The sequence below is a fragment of the Bradyrhizobium sp. I71 genome (assembly GCF_022354745.1).
GTDB lineage: Bacteria > Pseudomonadota > Alphaproteobacteria > Rhizobiales > Xanthobacteraceae > Bradyrhizobium > Bradyrhizobium liaoningense.
The window spans coordinates 52,084-70,402 of the sequence record NZ_CP059398.1 but is presented as its reverse complement, the minus strand read 5'-3'; the positions used below and the strand labels follow the sequence as shown (position 1 = coordinate 70,402).

Annotated in this window: 18 protein-coding genes; 15 read left to right on the top strand and 3 right to left on the bottom strand. The window is 64.9% G+C overall.

Annotated elements, in window-relative coordinates:
- The 14 genes from nuoG to FJV43_RS00245 all read left to right on the top strand — a co-directional run bounded on the left by nuoG (window position 1) and on the right by FJV43_RS00245 (window position 14,423).
- Window positions 1-2,076: an NADH-quinone oxidoreductase subunit NuoG gene (gene nuoG, locus FJV43_RS00310; RefSeq protein ID WP_239623847.1), complete on the top strand. Its 2,076-nt coding sequence runs from the start codon at window positions 1-3 to the stop codon at window positions 2,074-2,076.
- A gap of 10 nt (window positions 2,077-2,086) precedes the next feature.
- A complete protein-coding gene (nuoH, locus tag FJV43_RS00305; RefSeq protein ID WP_131868155.1) occupies window positions 2,087-3,154 on the top strand; it encodes an NADH-quinone oxidoreductase subunit NuoH in 1,068 nt (355 codons plus the stop codon).
- A 14-nt stretch (window positions 3,155-3,168) separates the two neighbouring features.
- On the top strand, window positions 3,169-3,657 hold the full coding sequence (gene nuoI / locus FJV43_RS00300; protein ID WP_026202312.1) for an NADH-quinone oxidoreductase subunit NuoI: 489 nt from the start codon (window positions 3,169-3,171) through the stop codon (window positions 3,655-3,657).
- Window positions 3,658-3,815: 158 nt separating this feature from the next.
- Complete coding sequence (locus tag FJV43_RS00295) at window positions 3,816-4,454, top strand: NADH-quinone oxidoreductase subunit J (RefSeq protein ID WP_061027048.1); 639 nt, start codon at window positions 3,816-3,818, stop codon at window positions 4,452-4,454.
- Window positions 4,451-4,759 (top strand): NADH-quinone oxidoreductase subunit NuoK, encoded by a 309-nt coding sequence (nuoK, locus tag FJV43_RS00290; RefSeq protein ID WP_008547737.1) that lies wholly within the window; start codon window positions 4,451-4,453, stop codon window positions 4,757-4,759. Before FJV43_RS00295 ends, nuoK begins: the two co-directional genes overlap by 4 nt.
- Before the next feature lie 8 nt (window positions 4,760-4,767).
- A complete protein-coding gene (gene nuoL, locus FJV43_RS00285) occupies window positions 4,768-6,843 on the top strand; it encodes an NADH-quinone oxidoreductase subunit L (protein ID WP_239623846.1) in 2,076 nt (691 codons plus the stop codon).
- Window positions 6,844-8,352, top strand: a complete 1,509-nt coding sequence (locus tag FJV43_RS00280) for an NADH-quinone oxidoreductase subunit M (protein ID WP_239623845.1) — start codon at window positions 6,844-6,846, stop codon at window positions 8,350-8,352.
- A gap of 22 nt (window positions 8,353-8,374) precedes the next feature.
- Window positions 8,375-9,811: an NADH-quinone oxidoreductase subunit NuoN gene (gene nuoN, locus FJV43_RS00275; protein ID WP_239623844.1), complete on the top strand. Its 1,437-nt coding sequence runs from the start codon at window positions 8,375-8,377 to the stop codon at window positions 9,809-9,811.
- 1 nt (window position 9,812) lies between these two features.
- Window positions 9,813-10,619 carry a biotin--[acetyl-CoA-carboxylase] ligase gene (locus FJV43_RS00270; protein ID WP_239623843.1) on the top strand — a complete coding sequence of 269 codons (807 nt, stop codon included), beginning with the start codon at window positions 9,813-9,815 and terminating at the stop codon, window positions 10,617-10,619.
- Window positions 10,619-12,289, top strand: coding sequence for a ribonuclease J (locus FJV43_RS00265; RefSeq protein WP_239623842.1), 1,671 nt, complete (start codon window positions 10,619-10,621; stop codon window positions 12,287-12,289). Before FJV43_RS00270 ends, FJV43_RS00265 begins: the two co-directional genes overlap by 1 nt.
- A 66-nt stretch (window positions 12,290-12,355) precedes the next feature.
- Window positions 12,356-12,760, top strand: coding sequence for a methylmalonyl-CoA epimerase (gene mce, locus FJV43_RS00260; RefSeq protein WP_239623841.1), 405 nt, complete (start codon window positions 12,356-12,358; stop codon window positions 12,758-12,760).
- Between the two features lie 9 nt (window positions 12,761-12,769).
- Window positions 12,770-13,045, top strand: a complete 276-nt coding sequence (locus FJV43_RS00255) for a DUF1467 family protein (RefSeq protein ID WP_028178199.1) — start codon at window positions 12,770-12,772, stop codon at window positions 13,043-13,045.
- A gap of 287 nt (window positions 13,046-13,332) precedes the next feature.
- Window positions 13,333-13,686, top strand: coding sequence for a hypothetical protein (locus FJV43_RS00250; protein ID WP_239623840.1), 354 nt, complete (start codon window positions 13,333-13,335; stop codon window positions 13,684-13,686).
- A 128-nt stretch (window positions 13,687-13,814) separates the two neighbouring features.
- Window positions 13,815-14,423 (top strand): class I SAM-dependent methyltransferase, encoded by a 609-nt coding sequence (locus FJV43_RS00245; RefSeq protein WP_239623839.1) that lies wholly within the window; start codon window positions 13,815-13,817, stop codon window positions 14,421-14,423.
- A gap of 333 nt (window positions 14,424-14,756) precedes the next feature.
- Here FJV43_RS00245 and FJV43_RS00240 read toward each other — a convergent pair whose 3' ends face one another.
- Entirely contained in the window at window positions 14,757-15,020 is a 264-nt protein-coding gene (locus tag FJV43_RS00240; RefSeq protein WP_028178196.1) for a GlsB/YeaQ/YmgE family stress response membrane protein, read from the bottom strand.
- 32 nt (window positions 15,021-15,052) lie between these two features.
- Complete coding sequence (locus FJV43_RS00235; RefSeq protein WP_239623838.1) at window positions 15,053-15,502, bottom strand: YidB family protein; 450 nt, start codon at window positions 15,500-15,502, stop codon at window positions 15,053-15,055.
- Between the two features lie 271 nt (window positions 15,503-15,773).
- On the opposite strand from FJV43_RS00235, the gene mtnK reads away from it, so the two are divergent.
- Complete coding sequence (gene mtnK / locus FJV43_RS00230; protein ID WP_239623837.1) at window positions 15,774-17,072, top strand: S-methyl-5-thioribose kinase; 1,299 nt, start codon at window positions 15,774-15,776, stop codon at window positions 17,070-17,072.
- Window positions 17,073-17,286: 214 nt separating this feature from the next.
- Here the strand turns inward: mtnK and FJV43_RS00225 are convergent, their stop codons facing one another.
- A complete protein-coding gene (locus tag FJV43_RS00225; protein WP_239623836.1) occupies window positions 17,287-18,312 on the bottom strand; it encodes an ABC transporter permease in 1,026 nt (341 codons plus the stop codon).
- Window positions 18,313-18,319: the final 7 nt, after the last annotated feature.

Here is an 18,319-nt window from a genome sequence, read left to right as displayed (position 1 = left end):
ATGACCAAGCTCATCATCGACGGCAAGGAGATCGATGTCCCCGCCGAATACACGCTGCTCCAGGCGTGCGAGGCGGCCGGTGCCGAGATTCCGCGCTTTTGCTATCACGAGCGGCTGTCGATCGCCGGCAATTGCCGGATGTGCCTCGTCGAGGTGAAGGGCGGCCCGAAGCCGGTCGCCAGCTGCGCCTGGGGCGTGCGCGATTGCCGACCAGGCCCCAAGGGCGAGCCGCCGGAGATATCCACCCGTTCGCCGATGGTGAAGAAGGCGCGCGAAGGCGTGATGGAGTTCCTTCTCATCAACCATCCGCTGGACTGCCCGATCTGCGACCAGGGCGGCGAGTGCGACCTCCAGGACCAGGCGATGGGCTATGGTGTCGACACCAGCCGCTTCGCCGAGAACAAGCGTGCGGTCGAGGACAAATATCTCGGCGCGCTGGTCAAGACCTCGATGAACCGCTGCATCCAGTGCACGCGCTGCGTCCGCTTCTCGGCGGAAGTCGCCGGCGCCCCCGAGATGGGCGCCACCGGCCGCGGCGAGGACATGGAGATCACGACCTATCTCGAGCACGCGCTGACGTCGGAACTGCAGGGCAACCTCGTCGACATCTGCCCGGTCGGCGCGCTGACCTCGAAGCCCTATGCGTTCGCGGCGCGTCCGTGGGAGCTCGGCAAGACCCAGTCGATCGACGTCATGGACGGCCTGGGATCGGCGATCCGCGTCGACACCCGCGGCCGTGAGGTGATGCGTATTCTGCCGCGGATCAACGAGGCCGTGAACGAGGAGTGGATCTCCGACAAGACCCGTCACGTGGTCGACGGCCTGCGCACCCAGCGCCTTGACCGTCCCTATATCCGCGAAGCCGGCAAGCTGCGCGCGGCAAGCTGGACCGAAGCCTTTGCCGCAATTGCCGCCAAGGCGGCGCGCACCGACGGCAAGCGCATCGGCGCGATCGCCGGCGACCTCGCCGGTGTCGAGGAGATGTTCGCGCTGAAGGATCTGCTCGCCAAGTACGGCTCGAGCAATCTGGCGGTGCAGGGCGGCGACGCCTTCGATCCGGCGCTCGGCCGCGGCTCCTATATCTTCAACCCGACGCTCGCGGGCGTCGAGCAAGCCGACGCGCTGCTCATCATCGGCGCCAATCCGCGGAAGGAGGCGGCCGTGTTCAACGCCCGCATCCGCAAGCGCTGGCGTGGCGGCGGCTTCAAGGTCGGCGTGATCGGCGCCAAGGCCGACCTCACCTACGACTATGACCACCTCGGCGCGGGTACCGAGACGCTCGCCGACCTCGCGGCCGGCAAGCACTCCTTCATGGACGTGCTGAAGAACGCCAAGAATCCGATCATCCTGGTCGGTGCGGGCGCGGCCGCCCGTCACGACGGCGCTGCCATCCTCGCCGCCGCCGCCAAGCTCGCGCTCAATGTCGGCGCGGTGAAGGACGGTTGGAACGGTTTTGGCGTGCTGCACGAGACCGCCTCGCGCGTCGGTGCGCTCGATATCGGTTTCTCCGCAACGAGCGGAGGCCTGAACGCGGCGCAGATGACGACGTTCGGCACGCTCGACTTGCTGTTCCTGCTAGGGGCCGACGAGATCAAGGCGCCGGACGGCACCTTCGTCGTCTATATCGGCACCCATGGCGACCGCGGCGCGCATCGCGCCGACGTCATTCTGCCGGCGGCCGCCTACACCGAGAAGTCCGCGATCTACGTCAACACCGAGGGCCGCGTGCTGATGACCGGCCGCGCCGCGTTCCCGCCGGGCGAGGCCCGCGAGGACTGGGCGATCATCCGCGCGTTGTCGGAAGCGCTGGGCAAGAAGCTCGGCTACGACTCGCTCGCGGCCCTGCGCCAGACGATCTTCAAGTCGGTGCCGCATCTGATGCGTCTCGACCAGATCGAGGCCGGCACCGCCGACCAGGTCAAGAAGCTGGCAGGGAAGGGCGGCTCGCCCGAGAAGGCGCCGTTCAAGCCGCTGGTCGAGGACTTCTACCTGACCAATCCAATCGCGCGTGCATCCGCCGTGATGGCGGAATGCTCGCGCCTCGCCTCCGGGCATATGCTGACCGCAGCGGAGTGAGCGTGATCTGATGGAATTCTTCGAAAGCGCATTCTGGACCGGGTTCCTCTGGCCGCTGATCATCATGGTCGCGCAGAGCGTCCTGGTGCTCGTCGTCCTCCTGGTCGCGATCGCCTATATCCTGCTCGCCGACCGCAAGATCTGGGCGGCGGTGCAGATCCGCCGCGGCCCGAACGTGGTCGGTCCCTGGGGCCTGCTGCAATCCTTCGCCGACCTTTTGAAGTTCGTGCTGAAGGAGCCGATCATTCCGGCCGGCGCCAACAAGGGCGTGTTCCTGCTGGCGCCGCTCGTGTCCTGCGTGCTCGCGCTCGCCGCCTGGGCGGTGATCCCGACCAATCTCGGCTGGGTGATCGCCGACATCAATGTCGGCGTCCTCTTCATCTTCGCGATCTCGTCGCTGTCGATCTACGGCATCATCATGGCCGGCTGGTCGTCGAACTCGAAGTATCCGTTCCTGGCCGCGCTGCGCTCGGCGGCGCAGATGGTGTCGTACGAAGTCTCGATCGGCTTCGTCATCATCACGGTGCTGCTCTGCGCCGGCACGCTGAACCTGTCGGCCGTGGTCGAGGCCCAGCACGCGCGCGGCCTCGCCAGCCTGATCGGGCTGCCGCAGCTCACCATCCTGAACTGGTACGTCTGGCCGCTGTTCCCGATGTTCGTGGTGTTCTACGTCTCGGCGCTGGCGGAAACCAACCGTCCGCCCTTCGACCTCGTCGAAGCCGAATCCGAGCTCGTCGCCGGCTTCATGGTCGAATACGGCTCGACGCCGTACCTGCTGTTCATGCTCGGCGAGTATGTCGCGATCGTCACGATGTGCGCGCTGGCGACGATCCTGTTCCTCGGGGGCTGGCTGCCGCCGGTGGACCTGCCGCCCTTCAACTGGGTGCCGGGGATCATCTGGTTCTCGCTGAAACTGTTCTTCATGTTCTTCCTGTTCGCGATGGCGAAGGCGATCGTGCCCCGCTACCGCTACGATCAACTGATGCGCCTCGGCTGGAAGGTGTTCCTGCCGCTGTCGCTGGTGATGGTGATCGTGGTGGCCGGCGTGCTGCATTTCGCCGGCATCGCGCCGAAGTGAGGGCCGTCATGGGTATCAACGTCAACGCCACTGCACGCTCGCTTCTGCTGTCGGAGTTCGTCTCGGCGTTCTTCCTCGCCATGCGCTATTTCTTCCAGCCGAAGCCGACGCTGAACTATCCGTTCGAGAAGGGCCCGATCTCGCCGCGCTTCCGCGGCGAGCACGCGCTGCGCCGCTATCCGAACGGCGAGGAGCGCTGCATCGCCTGCAAGCTGTGCGAAGCGGTCTGCCCGGCGCAGGCCATCACCATCGAGGCCGGGCCGCGCCGCAACGACGGCACCCGCCGCACCGTGCGCTACGACATCGACATGGTGAAGTGCATCTATTGCGGCCTCTGCCAGGAGGCCTGTCCTGTGGACGCCATCGTCGAAGGCCCGAACTTCGAGTTCGCGACCGAGACCCGCGAGGAACTGTTCTATGACAAGGCCAAGCTGCTCGCCAACGGCGACCGCTGGGAACGCGAGATCGCGAAAGCGATCGAGCTCGACGCGCCGTACCGGTGAGGTGAGGGCATGATCCTTCCCTCCATCTCCTCGTCATTCCGGGGCGCGCGAAGCGCGAACCCGGAATCTCGCGTCACAACCTCCAGATTCCCAAATGCGCAATTGCGCATTGCGGTTCGCGGGCTTTGCCCGCGCCCCGGAATGACGGGGAATGCCCGATGATCCTTCCCGCGCTGTTCTTCTATCTGTTCGCCGGCGTCTGCGTCGCCTCGGCCGTGATGGTGATTGTCTCGCGCAATCCCGTGCACTCCGTGCTGTACCTGATCCTGGCCTTCGTCAACGCCTCCGGCCTGTTCGTGCTGATGGGCGCCGAGTTTCTCGGCATGATGCTGATCGTCGTCTATGTCGGCGCGGTCGCGGTGCTGTTCCTGTTCGTGATCATGATGCTCGACGTCGACTTCCTCGAGCTGCGCGAGGGCTTCATCGAGTACCTGCCGGTCGGCCTCGTGATCGGCGGCATCTTCCTGTTCGAGCTGCTGCTCACGGTCGGCTTCTGGGTCATCAATCCCGGCGTCTCCAAGACGATCACGGCGGCGATCCCGGCCAATGTCAGCAACACCGAGGCGCTCGGCCTCGTGCTCTACACGAAGTACATCCACTACTTCCAGCTCTCGGGCATGGTGCTGCTGGTCGCCATGATCGGCGCCATCGTGCTGACGCTCCGGCACAAGGCGAGCGTGAAGCGGCAGGACATCAACGTTCAGAACGCACGCACGCCCGAGATGGCGATGGCGATGCGCAAGGTGGCGCCGGGGCAGGGGCTCTCGGACGCCGATGCGGCGGAGTGGGTGAAATGACGATCGGGCTCGGACATTATCTGGCGGTCGGCGCGATCCTGTTCACGCTCGGCATCCTCGGCATCTTCCTGAACCGCAAGAACATCATCGTCATCCTGATGTCGATCGAGCTGATCCTGCTCTCGGTCAACATCAACCTCGTGGCGTTCTCGACCTTCCTCGGCGACATCGTCGGCCAGGTCTTCGCGTTGCTGGTGCTGACCGTTGCGGCCGCTGAAGCTGCGATCGGTCTCGCCATCCTGGTGGTCTATTTCCGCAACCGCGGCTCGATCGCGGTTGAGGACGTCAATCTGATGAAGGGCTGAGCTCTCAAATGGTTCAGGCAATCGTTTTCCTGCCTCTGCTGGGCGCCATTCTGGCCGGCCTCATCGCGCTGTTCGGCGCGCATGCCCGCAACCCCTCGGGCGACGAGGTCGAGCTTCACGGCGACCACGGCCACGGCGCCCATGCCTCGACGGCCCATGACGCCCATGGCCACGACGAACACGGCCACGACGATCACGCTCATGGCCCGACCGAGCCGCCCGCGGCGGGCTCGCGCCCCGCCGAGCTGATCACCACGGCGCTGCTGTTCGTCTCGGCGGCGTTGTCCTGGATGACGCTGGTCGATGTCGGCTTCATGCATCACGACTACAGGATCCAGCTGCTGCCCTGGATCTTCTCCGGCGACCTCCAGGTCTGGTGGACGCTGCGCGTCGACACGCTCACCGCCGTGATGCTGGTGGTGGTGACCACCGTGTCCTCGCTCGTGCACCTCTATTCCATCGGCTACATGGACGAGGACCCGAACCGGCCGCGCTTCTTCGGCTATCTCAGCCTGTTCACCTTCGCCATGCTGATGCTGGTGACGGCGGACAATCTCGTGCAGCTGTTCTTCGGCTGGGAAGGCGTGGGCCTGGCGAGCTACCTGCTGATCGGCTTCTGGTACCAGAAGCCGTCGGCGAACGCGGCCGCGATCAAGGCCTTCGTGGTCAACCGCGTCGGCGATTTCGGTTTCGCGCTCGGCATCTTCGCAATCTTCATGCTGGTCGGCTCGACCGATTTCGAGACCATCTTCCACGCTGCGCCCGGCCTCACCGGCAAGACCGTCAACTTCCTCGGCTGGCACGCCGACGCGCTGACCCTGACCTGTCTCCTCCTGTTCATGGGGGCGATGGGCAAGTCGGCGCAGTTCCTGCTGCACACTTGGTTGCCGGACGCGATGGAAGGCCCGACCCCGGTCTCGGCGCTGATCCATGCCGCGACCATGGTCACCGCCGGCGTGTTCATGGTGGCGCGCCTGTCGCCGCTGTTCGAGCTCGCCCCGAACGCACAGGCCGTCGTGATGTTCTTCGGCGCCACCACCGCGTTCTTCGCGGCGACCATCGGCCTCGTCCAGAACGACATCAAGCGCATCGTCGCCTACTCGACCTGTTCGCAGCTCGGCTACATGTTCGTGGCGATGGGAGCAGGGGCCTATTCGGTCGGCATGTTCCATCTGTTCACGCACGCCTTCTTCAAGGCGCTGCTGTTCCTAGGCTCCGGCTCGGTGATCTATGCGATGCACCACGAGCAGGACATCCGCAACATGGGCGGGCTCTGGAAGAAGATCCCCTACACCTATGCGGTGATGGTGGTCGGCACCCTGGCGCTCACCGGCTTCCCGCTCACCGCCGGCTACTTCTCCAAGGACGCGATCATCGAGTCCGCCTACGCCTCGCACAATCCGTTCGGGGTCTACGGCTTCCTGATGACGATCGTGGCCGCCGGCCTGACCTCGTTCTATTCCTGGCGCCTGATTTTCAAGACCTTCCACGGCGAGCCGCACGACGAGCATCATTACGAGGCCGCGCACGAGGCTCCGCTCTGGATCCTGGTCCCGATCGGCGTGCTCGCGGTCGGCTCGTTCGTCGCAGGGTTCCCGTTCAAGGAGCTGTTCGCCGGTCACGGCGTCGAGGAGTTCTTCCGCGAATCCGTGAAGATGAACCCGCACATCATCGAGGAGATGCACCACATCCCCGCGACCATCGCGTTCCTGCCGACGGTGATGATGGTGTTGGGCTTCCTCGTCTCGTACCTGTTCTACATCCGCCGGCCCTATCTGCCGGTCGAGCTCGCGAAGACGCAGCCGATGCTGTACCAGTTCCTGCTCAACAAGTGGTACTTCGACGAGCTCTACGACCTCATCTTCGTCCGTCCGGCGAAGTGGATCGGCTACCAGCTCTGGAAGAAGGGCGACGGGCTCATCATCGACGGCTTCGGCCCCGACGGCGTTTCGGCCCGCGTGCTGGACGTCACCCGCAACGTCGTGCAGATCCAGACCGGCTATCTCTACCACTACGCATTCGCCATGCTGATCGGCGCCGCCGGCCTGATCACCTGGTTCATGTTCGGCTTTGGAGGCCAGTAAATGACAACCTGGCCCATCCTTTCGGTCACGACGTTCCTGCCGCTGGTCGGCGCGCTGATCGTCTATCTCAGCCGCGGCGATGACGAGGCGGCCCGGCGCAACTCGCGCTGGATCGCGCTGTGGACCACGCTGATCACCTTCGCGGTCTCGGTGATCCTGGTCATGCGCTTCGACCCCGCCAACCCCGACTTCCAGTTCGTCGAGAAGGCGAACTGGCTCGCCACCGGCATCACCTACCACATGGGCGTCGACGGCATCTCGCTGCCGCTGGTGATCCTCACCACCGCCGTGATGCCGTTCTGCATCATCGCGAGCTGGAAGGCGATCACGAGCCGCGTCCGCGAATACATGATGGCGTTCCTGATCCTGGAGACGCTGATGATCGGCACCTTCTCGGCGCTCGATCTCGTGCTGTTCTACCTGTTCTTCGAAGGCGGCCTGATCCCGATGTTCCTGATCATCGGCGTCTGGGGCGGCCCGCGCCGGGTCTACGCGTCGTTCAAGTTCTTCCTCTACACGCTGCTCGGCTCGGTCCTGATGCTGCTCGCCATCATGGCGCTGTACTGGAACGGCGGCACCACCGACATCCCGACCCTGATGCACACCGCCGTGCCGCGGTCCCTGCAGACCTGGGCGTGGCTCGCCTTCTTCGCCTCCTTTGCGGTGAAGATGCCGATGTGGCCGGTCCACACCTGGCTTCCCGACGCGCATGTCGAGGCGCCGACCGCGGGCTCTGTGGTCCTCGCCGCGATCCTCCTGAAGATGGGCGGCTACGGCTTCCTGCGCTTCTCGCTGCCGATGTTCCCGCTGGCCTCGCACGACTTCGCGCCGCTGGTGTTCACGCTCTCGGCCATCGCCATCATCTACACCTCGCTGGTGGCGCTGATGCAGGAGGACATGAAGAAGCTGATCGCTTACTCGTCGGTGGCGCATATGGGCTTCGTCACCATGGGCATCTTCGCCGGCACCATGCAGGGTGTCGCCGGTGGCGTGTTCCAGATGATCTCGCACGGCATCGTCTCCGGCGCGCTGTTCCTCTGCGTCGGCGTCGTCTACGACCGCCTGCACACCCGCGAGATCGCGGCCTATGGCGGCCTCGTCAACCGGATGCCGCTCTACGCGATGACGTTCATGGTCTTCACCATGGCCAATGTCGGTCTGCCCGGCACGAGCGGCTTCGTCGGCGAGTTCATGACGCTGCTCGGCACCTTCAAGGTCTCGATCCCGACGGCGTTCTTCGCCAGCTTCGGCGTGATCCTGTCGGCGGCCTATGCGCTGTGGCTCTACCGCAAGGTCGTGTTCGGGGCGCTGGCTAAGCCGTCGCTGGCGAGCATGAAGGATCTCACCTTGCGCGAGTGCGTGATCCTGTTCCCGATGATCGCGCTGACGATCCTGTTCGGCGTCTATCCGAAGCCGGTGCTCGACATGTCGGCCGCCTCGGTCCAGCAACTCGTCAACAACTACAACACCGCTGTGACGGCCATGAAGGCCGCCGCACTGCTCCAGTGATCGGGCAGGTCAGGATATCGCCATGAGCTTTGAGACTGCAGGTTATCAACTGGCGCCGGTGCTGCCCGAGCTCGTGCTCGCGGTCGGCGCGATGGCGCTTCTGATGCTCGGAGCCTATCGCGGGCAGGAGACGACCAGGACGGTCACGTTGCTCTCGGTGGTGCTCCTGATCGTGGTCGGCGCGCTCGTCTACATGCAGCCCGCGGGCAAGCAGGTGACCTTCGGCGGCAGCTTCATCGCCGACGACTTTGCCCGCTTCATGAAGATCCTGGCCCTGATCGGCTCGGCGGTGACGCTGATCCTGTCGACCGAGTTCCTGTCCGATCCGTCGCGCCGCATCTTCGAATATTCGATCCTGGTGCTGCTCTCGACGCTCGGCATGATGGTGTTGATCTCGGCGGGCGATCTGATCTCGCTCTATCTCGGGCTCGAGCTGATGTCGCTGGCGCTCTACGTCGTGGCGGCCTCGAACCGCGACAACGCCAAGTCGACCGAAGCCGGCCTGAAGTACTTCGTGCTCGGCGCGCTGTCCTCGGGCATGCTGCTCTACGGCGCCTCGCTGATCTACGGCTTCACCGGCACGGTCAGCTTCGCAGGCATCGCCGCGGTCGCAACGGTCTCGAATGTTGGCCTTCTGTTCGGCCTGGTTTTCCTGCTCGTCGGCCTCTGCTTCAAGGTCTCGGCGGTACCGTTCCACATGTGGACGCCCGACGTCTATGAGGGCGCGCCGACCCCGGTCACCGCCTTCTTCGCCTCGGCGCCGAAGGTGGCCGCGCTCGCCGTTTTCACCCGCGTCACGCTGACCGCATTCCCCGGTATCGTCTCGCAGTGGCAGCAGATCCTGGTTTTCGTGTCGATCGCCTCGATGGCGCTCGGCTCGTTCGCCGCGATCGGCCAGAGCAACATCAAGCGCCTCATGGCCTATTCGTCGATCGGCCACATGGGCTTCGCGCTGGTCGGCCTCGCCTCCGGCACGGTCGAGGGCGCGCAGGGCGTCCTGATGTACATCGTGATCTATGTCGCGATGACGCTCGGCTCGTTCGCGATCATCCTCGCCATGAAGCGCAACGGCCAGGCGGTGGAGCAGATCAGCGATTTCGCAGGCCTCTCGCGGACCAATCCGCTGCTCGCCTTCATGTTCGCGATGCTGCTGTTCTCGCTCGCCGGCATCCCGCCGCTCGCCGGCTTCTTCGCCAAATGGTACGTCTTCGTCGCCGCCATCAAGGCGAACCTGTTCACGCTCGCCGTCATCGGCGTGCTGACCAGCGTGGTGGGTGCCTATTACTACCTCGCCATCGTCAAGACGATGTACTTCGACGAGCCGGCGGGCCAGGTCGATCCGGTGCGCATCGAAGTGCGGACGGTGCTGGCGGTCGCGGGCCTGTTCAACATCCTGTTCGCGCTGTTCGCAGGTCCGGTGGTGAGCGTCGCCTCCGCCGCGGCAAAGTCGCTGTTCTAGGATGGCTTTCGCGCTCGGTTCTCGCGCACTGTCGGCGGGCTATAAGCTCGCAGCTTTCGAGCGGACCGGCTCGACCAATACCGAGGCGATCGAGCGCGCCAGGGCCGGCGAGCGTGGCCCGATGTGGTTCGTGACATCGGAACAGACCGCCGGCCGCGGCCGCCGCCAGCGCGCGTGGGTCGCGCCCAGGGGCAATCTCGCGGCCAGCATCCTCGAAGTCATGGACGTCGCTCCGGCCGTCGCCGCCACGCTGGGCTTTGCCGCCGGGCTGGCGGAGGAGGCTGCGCTGGAGAAGGCGAGCCTCGAGGCCGCGCTCCGCCTCGGCGAGGGCCGCCCCCGCTACGCCCTGAAATGGCCGAATGATGTGCTCGCCGGCGGCAAGAAGCTGGTCGGCATTGGGCTTGAGGCCGAGGCCGTCGGCAAGGGTCTCGCCATCGTCGTCGGCATCGGCACCAACGTGGTCGCAGCGCCCGAGGGCACCCCGACGCCCGCGGTGTCGCTGGCCGCGCTCGGCGTCCAGATCAGCGCCGAGGAGCTGTTCTCGGCTCTCTCGGACGCCTGGGTCGAGTTCCGCGGCATCTGGGACAATGGCCGCGGCTTTGCCGAGATCCGGAAGCTCTGGCTCGAACGCGCTGCCGGCCTCGGGGAGAAGATCGCGATCCACACGGGAACGATGACGCTGGAAGGCGTTTTTGACACCATCGACGACACCGGCTGCCTGATTGTCCGCACCGCGGAGGGCCGTCGCGTGCCGGTGGCCGCCGGCGAGGTGTTCTTCGGCCCCGTCGCCTCCGTGGGAGCTGCGTGATGGCAAGGCCCGACGAACTGGTATTTGCGCCCCTCGGCGGCGTCGGCGAGATCGGCATGAACCTGTCGATCTACGGCCTCGGCAACCGCCACCAGCGCGCCTGGCTGGCGGTCGATCTCGGCGTGTCCTTCGGCGACGAGGAGCATCTGCCGGGCATCGACCTGATCATGCCCGACATCAGCTTCCTGGAGAAGGAGCGCAAGAACCTGATGGGCCTCGTGCTGACCCACGCCCATGAGGACCATTTCGGCGCCATCATCGATCTCTGGCCGAAGCTGAAATGCCCGATCTACGCCACCAAGTTCAGCGCGGCGCTGTTCGAGGCCAAATGCGCCGCCGAGCGCAATGCGCCCGAGATCCCCGTGACCGTCATCCCGTCCGGGGGCCGCATCGATGTCGGCCCGTTCAACGTCGAGTTCATCCCCGTCGCGCATTCGATTCCGGAAGCGCATGCACTGGCGATCCGCACCGAAGCCGGCACGGTGCTGCACACCGGCGACTGGAAGATCGACCCGACTCCGATCCTGGGCGCCCCGACCGACGAGAAGCGGCTGCGCGAATTGGGCGAGCAGGGCGTGCTCGCCCTGATCGGCGATTCCACCAACGCCGTGCGCGATGGCCGCTCACCGTCGGAAGCCGAGGTTGCCCGGACCATCATCGAGCTCGTCAAATCGGCCAAGGGCCGCGTCGCCGTGACGACCTTCGCCTCCAATGTCGCGCGCATCAAGGCCGTGGCCGCCGCCGCCAAGGCTGCCGACCGCGAGGTCGTCGTGGTCGGCCGCGCCATGGAGCGCGTGGTGCAGGTGGCGCGCGAGACCGGCTATCTCGACGGCGTGCAGAATTTCCGCTCGCCCGACATCTACGGCCATCTGCCGCAGGACAAGGTGCTGGCGCTGTGTACCGGCAGCCAGGGCGAGCCGCGCGCCGCGCTGGCGCGCATCGCCAATGACGACCATCCCGAGATCACGCTCAACCGCGGCGACAGCGTCATCTTCTCCTCGCGCACCATTCCCGGCAACGAGAAGGCCGTCGGCTCGATCATCAACAATCTCGTGCTGCAGGGCGTCGAGATCATCACCGACCGCGACGCCCTGGTCCACGTCTCCGGCCATCCCCGTCGCGACGAGCTGCGCGACCTGATCTCCTGGGTGAAGCCGCAACTCCTGATCCCGGTCCACGGCGAGGCCCTGCATCTGCACGAGCACGCAAAACTGGCGCGCGCCGCGGGCGTGCCGCGCGTGCTGGTCTGCCGCAACGGCGACCTCGTCAAGCTCGGCCCCGGCGATCCCGGCATCGTCGGCGAGGTGCCGTCGGGGCGTCTCTACAAGGACGGCACGATCTTGGAGGATTCCAAGTCCCGCGCCGTGGTCGAGCGGCGGCGCATGGCGTTCTCCGGCTGCGCCTTCGTCGCCATCGCCATGACCGGGCAGGGCGAGCTCGCCGACGATCCCGAGGTCGATCTGGTCGGCATCCCCGAGAAGAACAGGGCGGGCGAGCCCTTCGATGACATCGTCTTCGACGCCGTGATGTCTACCATCGAGGGCCTGCCGAAGGCGCGTCGCCGCGATCCCGACGCCTTGGGCGAGTCGGTGCGACGCGCCGTCCGGGCCGTGATCAACGAACATTGGGGCAAAAAGCCTCCCTGTCTGGTACACGTACTGACAGTGTAACTGTGTCAGCATCCCGGGAAGGCGGCCCGCCGCTTGTCCGGATCACGCGCTGAGGGAGAAGAAACCATGCTGGGCCGGCTCAACCATGTGGCGATCGCAACCAAGGATGCGGTCAAGGCCGCGAAGATCTACGGTGCGGCGTTCGGGGCCGAGATCTCGGAGGCCGTTCCGCTGCCCGAGCACGGCGTCACCACCGTGTTTGCGACCTTGCCCAACACCAAGATCGAGTTCATCGAGCCGCTCGGCGAGGCCTCGCCGATCGCGAAGTTTCTCGAACGCAATGCCGATGGCGGCATCCACCATGTCTGCTACGAGGTCGTCGACATCATCGCCTCGCGCGACACGCTGGTGAAGGAGGGCGCGCGGGTGCTGGGTGACGGCGTGCCGAAGATCGGCGCCCACGGCAAGCCGGTGCTGTTCCTGCACCCGAAGGACTTTTCCGGCGCGCTGGTCGAGATCGAGCAGGCGTAAGGCCGTCCCATGGCCATCCAGATATCGACTGCGATCGCGATCTACTTCGTCATCTGGTGGGTCGCGCTGTTCCTGACGCTGCCGTTCGGCGTGCGCAGCCAGCACGAGGATGGCGTCGGCGCACCCGGCACGGACCCCGGCGCGCCGATCCTGACGCGGATGGGGCGCAAGCTGATCTGGACCACGATCATCTCGGCGGTGATCTACGGCATCGGCGTAGCGGCCTATCATGCCGGCTATCTCTCGATCGAGCGTCTGTCGAAATTGATGGGAATGCCGTTCTAGATCTATCTTCGTGCGGCGCATCCTTCGAGACGCCCGCCTTTGGCGGGGTCCTCAGGATGAGGACAGGAGTGCGCGGCAGCAGTCTCAACGGGCATCGCTGTCGGTTAGCCTCATCCTGAGCCCCCAGCGCCGAAAGCGGACGCTGCACATGGAACCATGAACCACCTGCCAGACAGGTGGTTCATGGAGAGGAGACCGCGAAGCGGTCGTCTCGAAGGACGAGGCGCTTGCTTCATCTCACTGCGTGCTTAGAATTTTGCGCTTGTTTGCTTGTTCGGGGGAAACCAATGACTTTTCAGCGTATCGTCGTCGCGCTTCTGGTGCTGATCGTCGCCGGCCTTGGGGCCATCGGCTATTTCGAATGGAAGATGGCCGTGCAGGTCCGCACCCTGAAGGCGTTCGTCGAGGGCTATGTCTTCAACGAGGCGGTGTTGGCCTGCGAGCAGTCCAAGAGTTCGACGCCGTTCAAGTGGAACGGGGGCAAGAGCACTGCGGTGATCGGCCTGAACTCGGTCAAGCTCGACAAGTACAACGTCAGCGCCAGCTACACGCTGGTGGCGGACAGCGTCTATTGCGACTACGATCCGATCAAGAGGAAGGCCGACATCGGCTCCAGCTTCCTGGAGCGGGAGACCTTTTAAAGCGCGATGCGATTGGGATGCATCGTCATCGCGCTTTAGGTTTTTGTTTGAGCATGATCTTTTCGGAAAACCGCTGCACACTTTTCCGGATCATGCTCTAGTCGCGAACGAAGCGCGTGAGCTCTCGAATGGCATCGGACGCCGCCGACCACATCATCGATCTCTATCAGCGCAAGGCATCGAACTGGATCGAGAGCCGTGCACGGAGCAGGCTGTTCGAACAGCCCTGGCTCGACCGTTTCCGTGCGCTGCTGCCGCCTGCCGGCTCCGTCCTCGATCTCGGCTGCGGCTCGGCAGAGCCGATGGCGAGATATCTGATCGGGCTCGATCATCCCGTGACGGGGGTGGATTCCTCGCCGGCCATGATCGACACCTGCCGACGGCGCTTCCCGCAGCAGGAATGGATCGTTGCCGATATGCGCCGGCTTGCGTTGGGACGGCGATTTGGCGGCATCCTTGCCTGGGATAGCTTCTTCCACCTCTGTTTTGACGACCAGCGCCGCATGTTCCCGATTTTTCGCGACCATGCGAGGCCGGATGCGGCGCTGATGTTCACGAGTGGCCCGACGCAGGGCGAGGAGATCGGAGCGTTCGGCGGCGAGCCGCTGTATCATGCCAGCCTGGATCCGGCCGAATATCGTTCACTGCTGGATCGGAATGGATTCCGCGTCGTGTCGCATGTGGTCGAGGACCCCGATTGCGGTGGGCACACCATCTGGCTGGCGCAGCGCCTTTGAGACGCTGCGGCAAGCCGCGGCAGCAGCAGCGTCGCCGTGAAGCAGGCATCCGGCGAGCCTTCCGTCACACATTCCGCTTGAGCGAGTCCGCCAGCAGGTCTCGGCCAGTTCTAAAGCATGATGCGATTAGGTTTGATTGCGCCACCGGCGGTGCACTTCCTCTCCCGCTTGCGGGAGAGGGTTGGGGAGAGAGTGTTTCCGCAATGGGACAATCCCCTCGAGGAGAAAGCCCTCACGCGGCGCGCGGGACGATGCTTCGCATCGCCCGGAGGCGTCGACCTCTCCCGCAAGCGGGAGAGGTGTACGAGCCGCACCGATCATCTATTCAACCGCTTAGATCGCCCGGCGTTGCCGGCCAGCGAAGAGACCGTAAACAAACAGCACGACGATCGCGCCGACCACCGCACCGATCAGGCCGGCCCCTTCACCAGGGCGATACCAGCCCAGCGCTTGCCCGAGATAAGAGGCCACGAACGCGCCGACGATGCCGAGAATGGTCGTCAGGATGAAGCCGGAAGGTTCATTGTCGCCCGGCATGATGAACTTGGCGATCACGCCGGCGAGAAAGCCAATGATGATGGTCCAAAGAATGCTCATGGATACATCTCTTCTGAGTTAAGCCGCTGCTTCTATGCTTCGGGCAGGCGTCCATCCGGCGTGTATTTGTCGATTGCGGAAGGAAGTTCACGGGACAGCCGTGTGATGATCTCGTCTTGAGAAAGCCCGGTCTGCTCTGCGAGCTTCTCCAGGACGTCGCCGCCGATAGCTTGTTTGAGCTGCGGCGAGGAGATGTCCTTGTTGGGCCCGGGCTTCACCCATGAGTCGGCGATTTCGCCCTGGCCATTCTGGTTGAACCTCTCCAGGAGCTCGCCAATTCCGCCATTGAGCAGGCCCCCGATTCCGCCCGCGCCGAGCATGCCGCCGAGATTGCCGAGCACGCCCCCAAGCGGCGGCTGACCGCCCGGGGACGAGCCGCTCCCCGCGCCTTTCAGCAGCTCAGCCAGCTTGTCGCGATTCTGATATCCGGCGATGGCCAGCATCGCCAGAAGGGCGGTCATGGAGGGCATTCCGCGACCCATCGGTCAGCTCCTTTGAAAGGTTAGAAACCGAAAACTGTCTCAGCCTGCTTGGGTTCCTCAAACGGCCAATCGTGGCTCGCGACCAAGCGTCCCAGCTGGTTGCCCGATGCCCACAACCTCGCGCCCATGTCCTGCGCGCCGGCACAACAGCGCCCCAGGTGGCGGACCGCGTTGATTGCGACTACGATCCGATCAAAAGAATGGCCGGGATCGGCTCGAGCTCTCCAGCATCGGGAGTAACGATCCGGTCCAGACAAGGGATGGGATCGTCATGAGCGGGGACCGGGCAGGGGATTATCGAATTCTGCATGAAGGCGACCTGCGCGACTATCTCGCGGGCGTCTCCGAGCTCAGGGCATTGCTTGGCGCCGAGCCGGCGTCCTGGTCCATCACTGAGGTCGGCGACGGCAATCTCAACCTCGTCTTCATCGTCAAGGGCGCCAGCGGCGGCATCGCGGTGAAGCAGGCGCTGCCCTATGTCCGTCTCGTCGGAGAAAGCTGGCCGCTGCCGCTGTCCCGCGCTCATTACGAATACCTCGCGCTGACGCGGCAGGCTGAACTCGCGCCCGGCCTCGTTCCGGCCGTGCTGCATCACAACGACGGGCTGGCGCTGACGGTGATGGAGCTGCTCGAACCTCACATCATCATGCGCAAGGGGCTGGTCGCCGGAACGCGATATCCGCGCTTCGTGGACGACATCACCACGTTCATGGCAAGGACCTTGTTCTTCACCTCCGACCTCGCGCTCTCCGCCGCCGAGAAGAAAGAGGGCATCGCGGCCTTTGCCGGCAACCACGCCCTGTGCAAGATCACGGAGGATCTGATCTTCACCGATCCCTACCGCATCGCCGAGCAGAACCGCTGGACCGCGCCCTATCTCGACGGCGTGGCGGCAGCCTTGCGCGAGGACCTCGAGCTGCATGTCGCGATCTCCCGCCTGAAGCTGAAGTTCATGGCGAGCCCCGAGGCGCTGATCCACGGCGATCTCCACACCGGCTCGATCATGGTGACGGAGAGCCAGACGCGGGTGATCGACCCGGAGTTTGCTTTCTACGGTCCGATGGGATTCGACGTCGGCGCGGTGCTGGCCAACCTCTTGATGGCCTATTTCGCCTCAGCCGGTCATGAGCGGGCGCCGGGCGAGCGGCAGGCATTCGAAGGCTGGGTGCTGGAGACGGTCGCGCAGGTCTGGAACGAGTTCGCGCGCAAATTCCTCGACCTCTGGCGCGGTGGGGCCGCCGGCGACGCCTATCCCGTCTGCCTCTTCGCCGGTGAGCAGGGCGCCGCACGTCTCGAGGCCGAGCGCCACGCCTACATGCAGCGCCTGTTCGCCGACACGGCCGGCTTCGCCGCCGCCAAGATCATCCGCCGCATCTTCGGCCTCGCCCACAACATCGACTTCGAGCTGATCGAGGACCCGCGGAGGCGCGCAACCAGCGAGGCTCGTGCGGTGCGGCTGGCGAGGGCGATGATGGTGGAGACGGCAGCGTTTCGGACGATCGCTGACGTCACCGGCGCCGCGCGAAAATTGCGGGATTGGCAGCCGGAGCTGGCCGGGGTCGGCGCTTGAAGCGCCGCATGATAGACATGTGGTGCGGTCAAGGCTGGAGCTACTGCCGAGGCGACGACCGCGGCCATGGTGACATCGTGCTCCTGTTTTGCCTGACAAGTCAAACCGTCGTCGCGGTCGACTCACGTCGTCGCGAACTTGGTAAGTCGCTGAATTCACTGCATGTTTCTACTGTGCATGGGGTTGTTTTCGCGGTTTTTGTTTTGAGCGCCGCCTACTCCGCCGCTTTTTCCCTCAAGCGTTGCGCATAGACGTTGATGACCAGCGCCGCCAGGAGGATCAGTCCGCGGATCAGGATCTTCAGGAAGCTGTCGATGTTGACGTGGTCGAGGCCGTTATTGAGCACGCCGAGCACGAACAGGCCGACGATGGTGTTGCCGATGCCGCCGCGGCCGCCGAACAGGCTGGTGCCGCCGACGACGACAGCGGCGATGGAGTCGAGCAGATAGGTGTCGAACTCGTTCTGCTGCGCGCTGCCGAAATGGGCGACGCCGAGCATGCCGCCGATGCCGGAGCAGACCGCGGAGATCACCATCACGCTGCCTAAGATGAGCTTGACGTTGAGGCCGGAATATTCGGCCGCCTCGCGATTGCCCCCGACCATGTAGACGTAGCGGCCGAAGCGCGTGTAGGTCAGCACCAGGTGCCCACCGAGCAGCATGATGGCGGCGACGATGACGATCCAGGGAACGCCTCCGATCGAGCCGGAGCCGAGGGTCGTGATCAGGCTCGGGACCTTGTAGGCGATCTGGCCGCGCACCAGCAGCGCGGAGATACCGGCGGCGATCTGCATCATCGCCAGGGTCATGATGAAGGAGGGGATGCCGATCACGGTCAGGCCAAGCGCATTGACGAGGCCGAGCAGGGCGCAGAGCAGGATCGACAGGATGATCGCGACCGCGCCGGGCAGGGGGACGTTGGCGATGTTGACGTAGGATTCCTGCAGCGTGAAATAGGCGACCGCAATGCCCGTGACGTTGGCGATGCTGGCGATGGAGAGGTCGATCTCGGCGCACAGGATCACGAAGGTGAGGCCGACCGCGATGATCCCCGTGACCGACACCTGGGTCAGGATGTTGCCGAGATTGTCGAGCGTCGCGAAGGAGGGGCTGGCGAAGGCGAAGAAGGCGGTCAGGAAGATCAGCGTCAGGAAAGGTGCGATGTTGCGCATCTGCGAGCGCAGGAAGGGCGCAAGGCCCCGCGCCCTCCGTCCCGCCGCCAAAGCCGTCTCGCTGCTCATGTGTTTC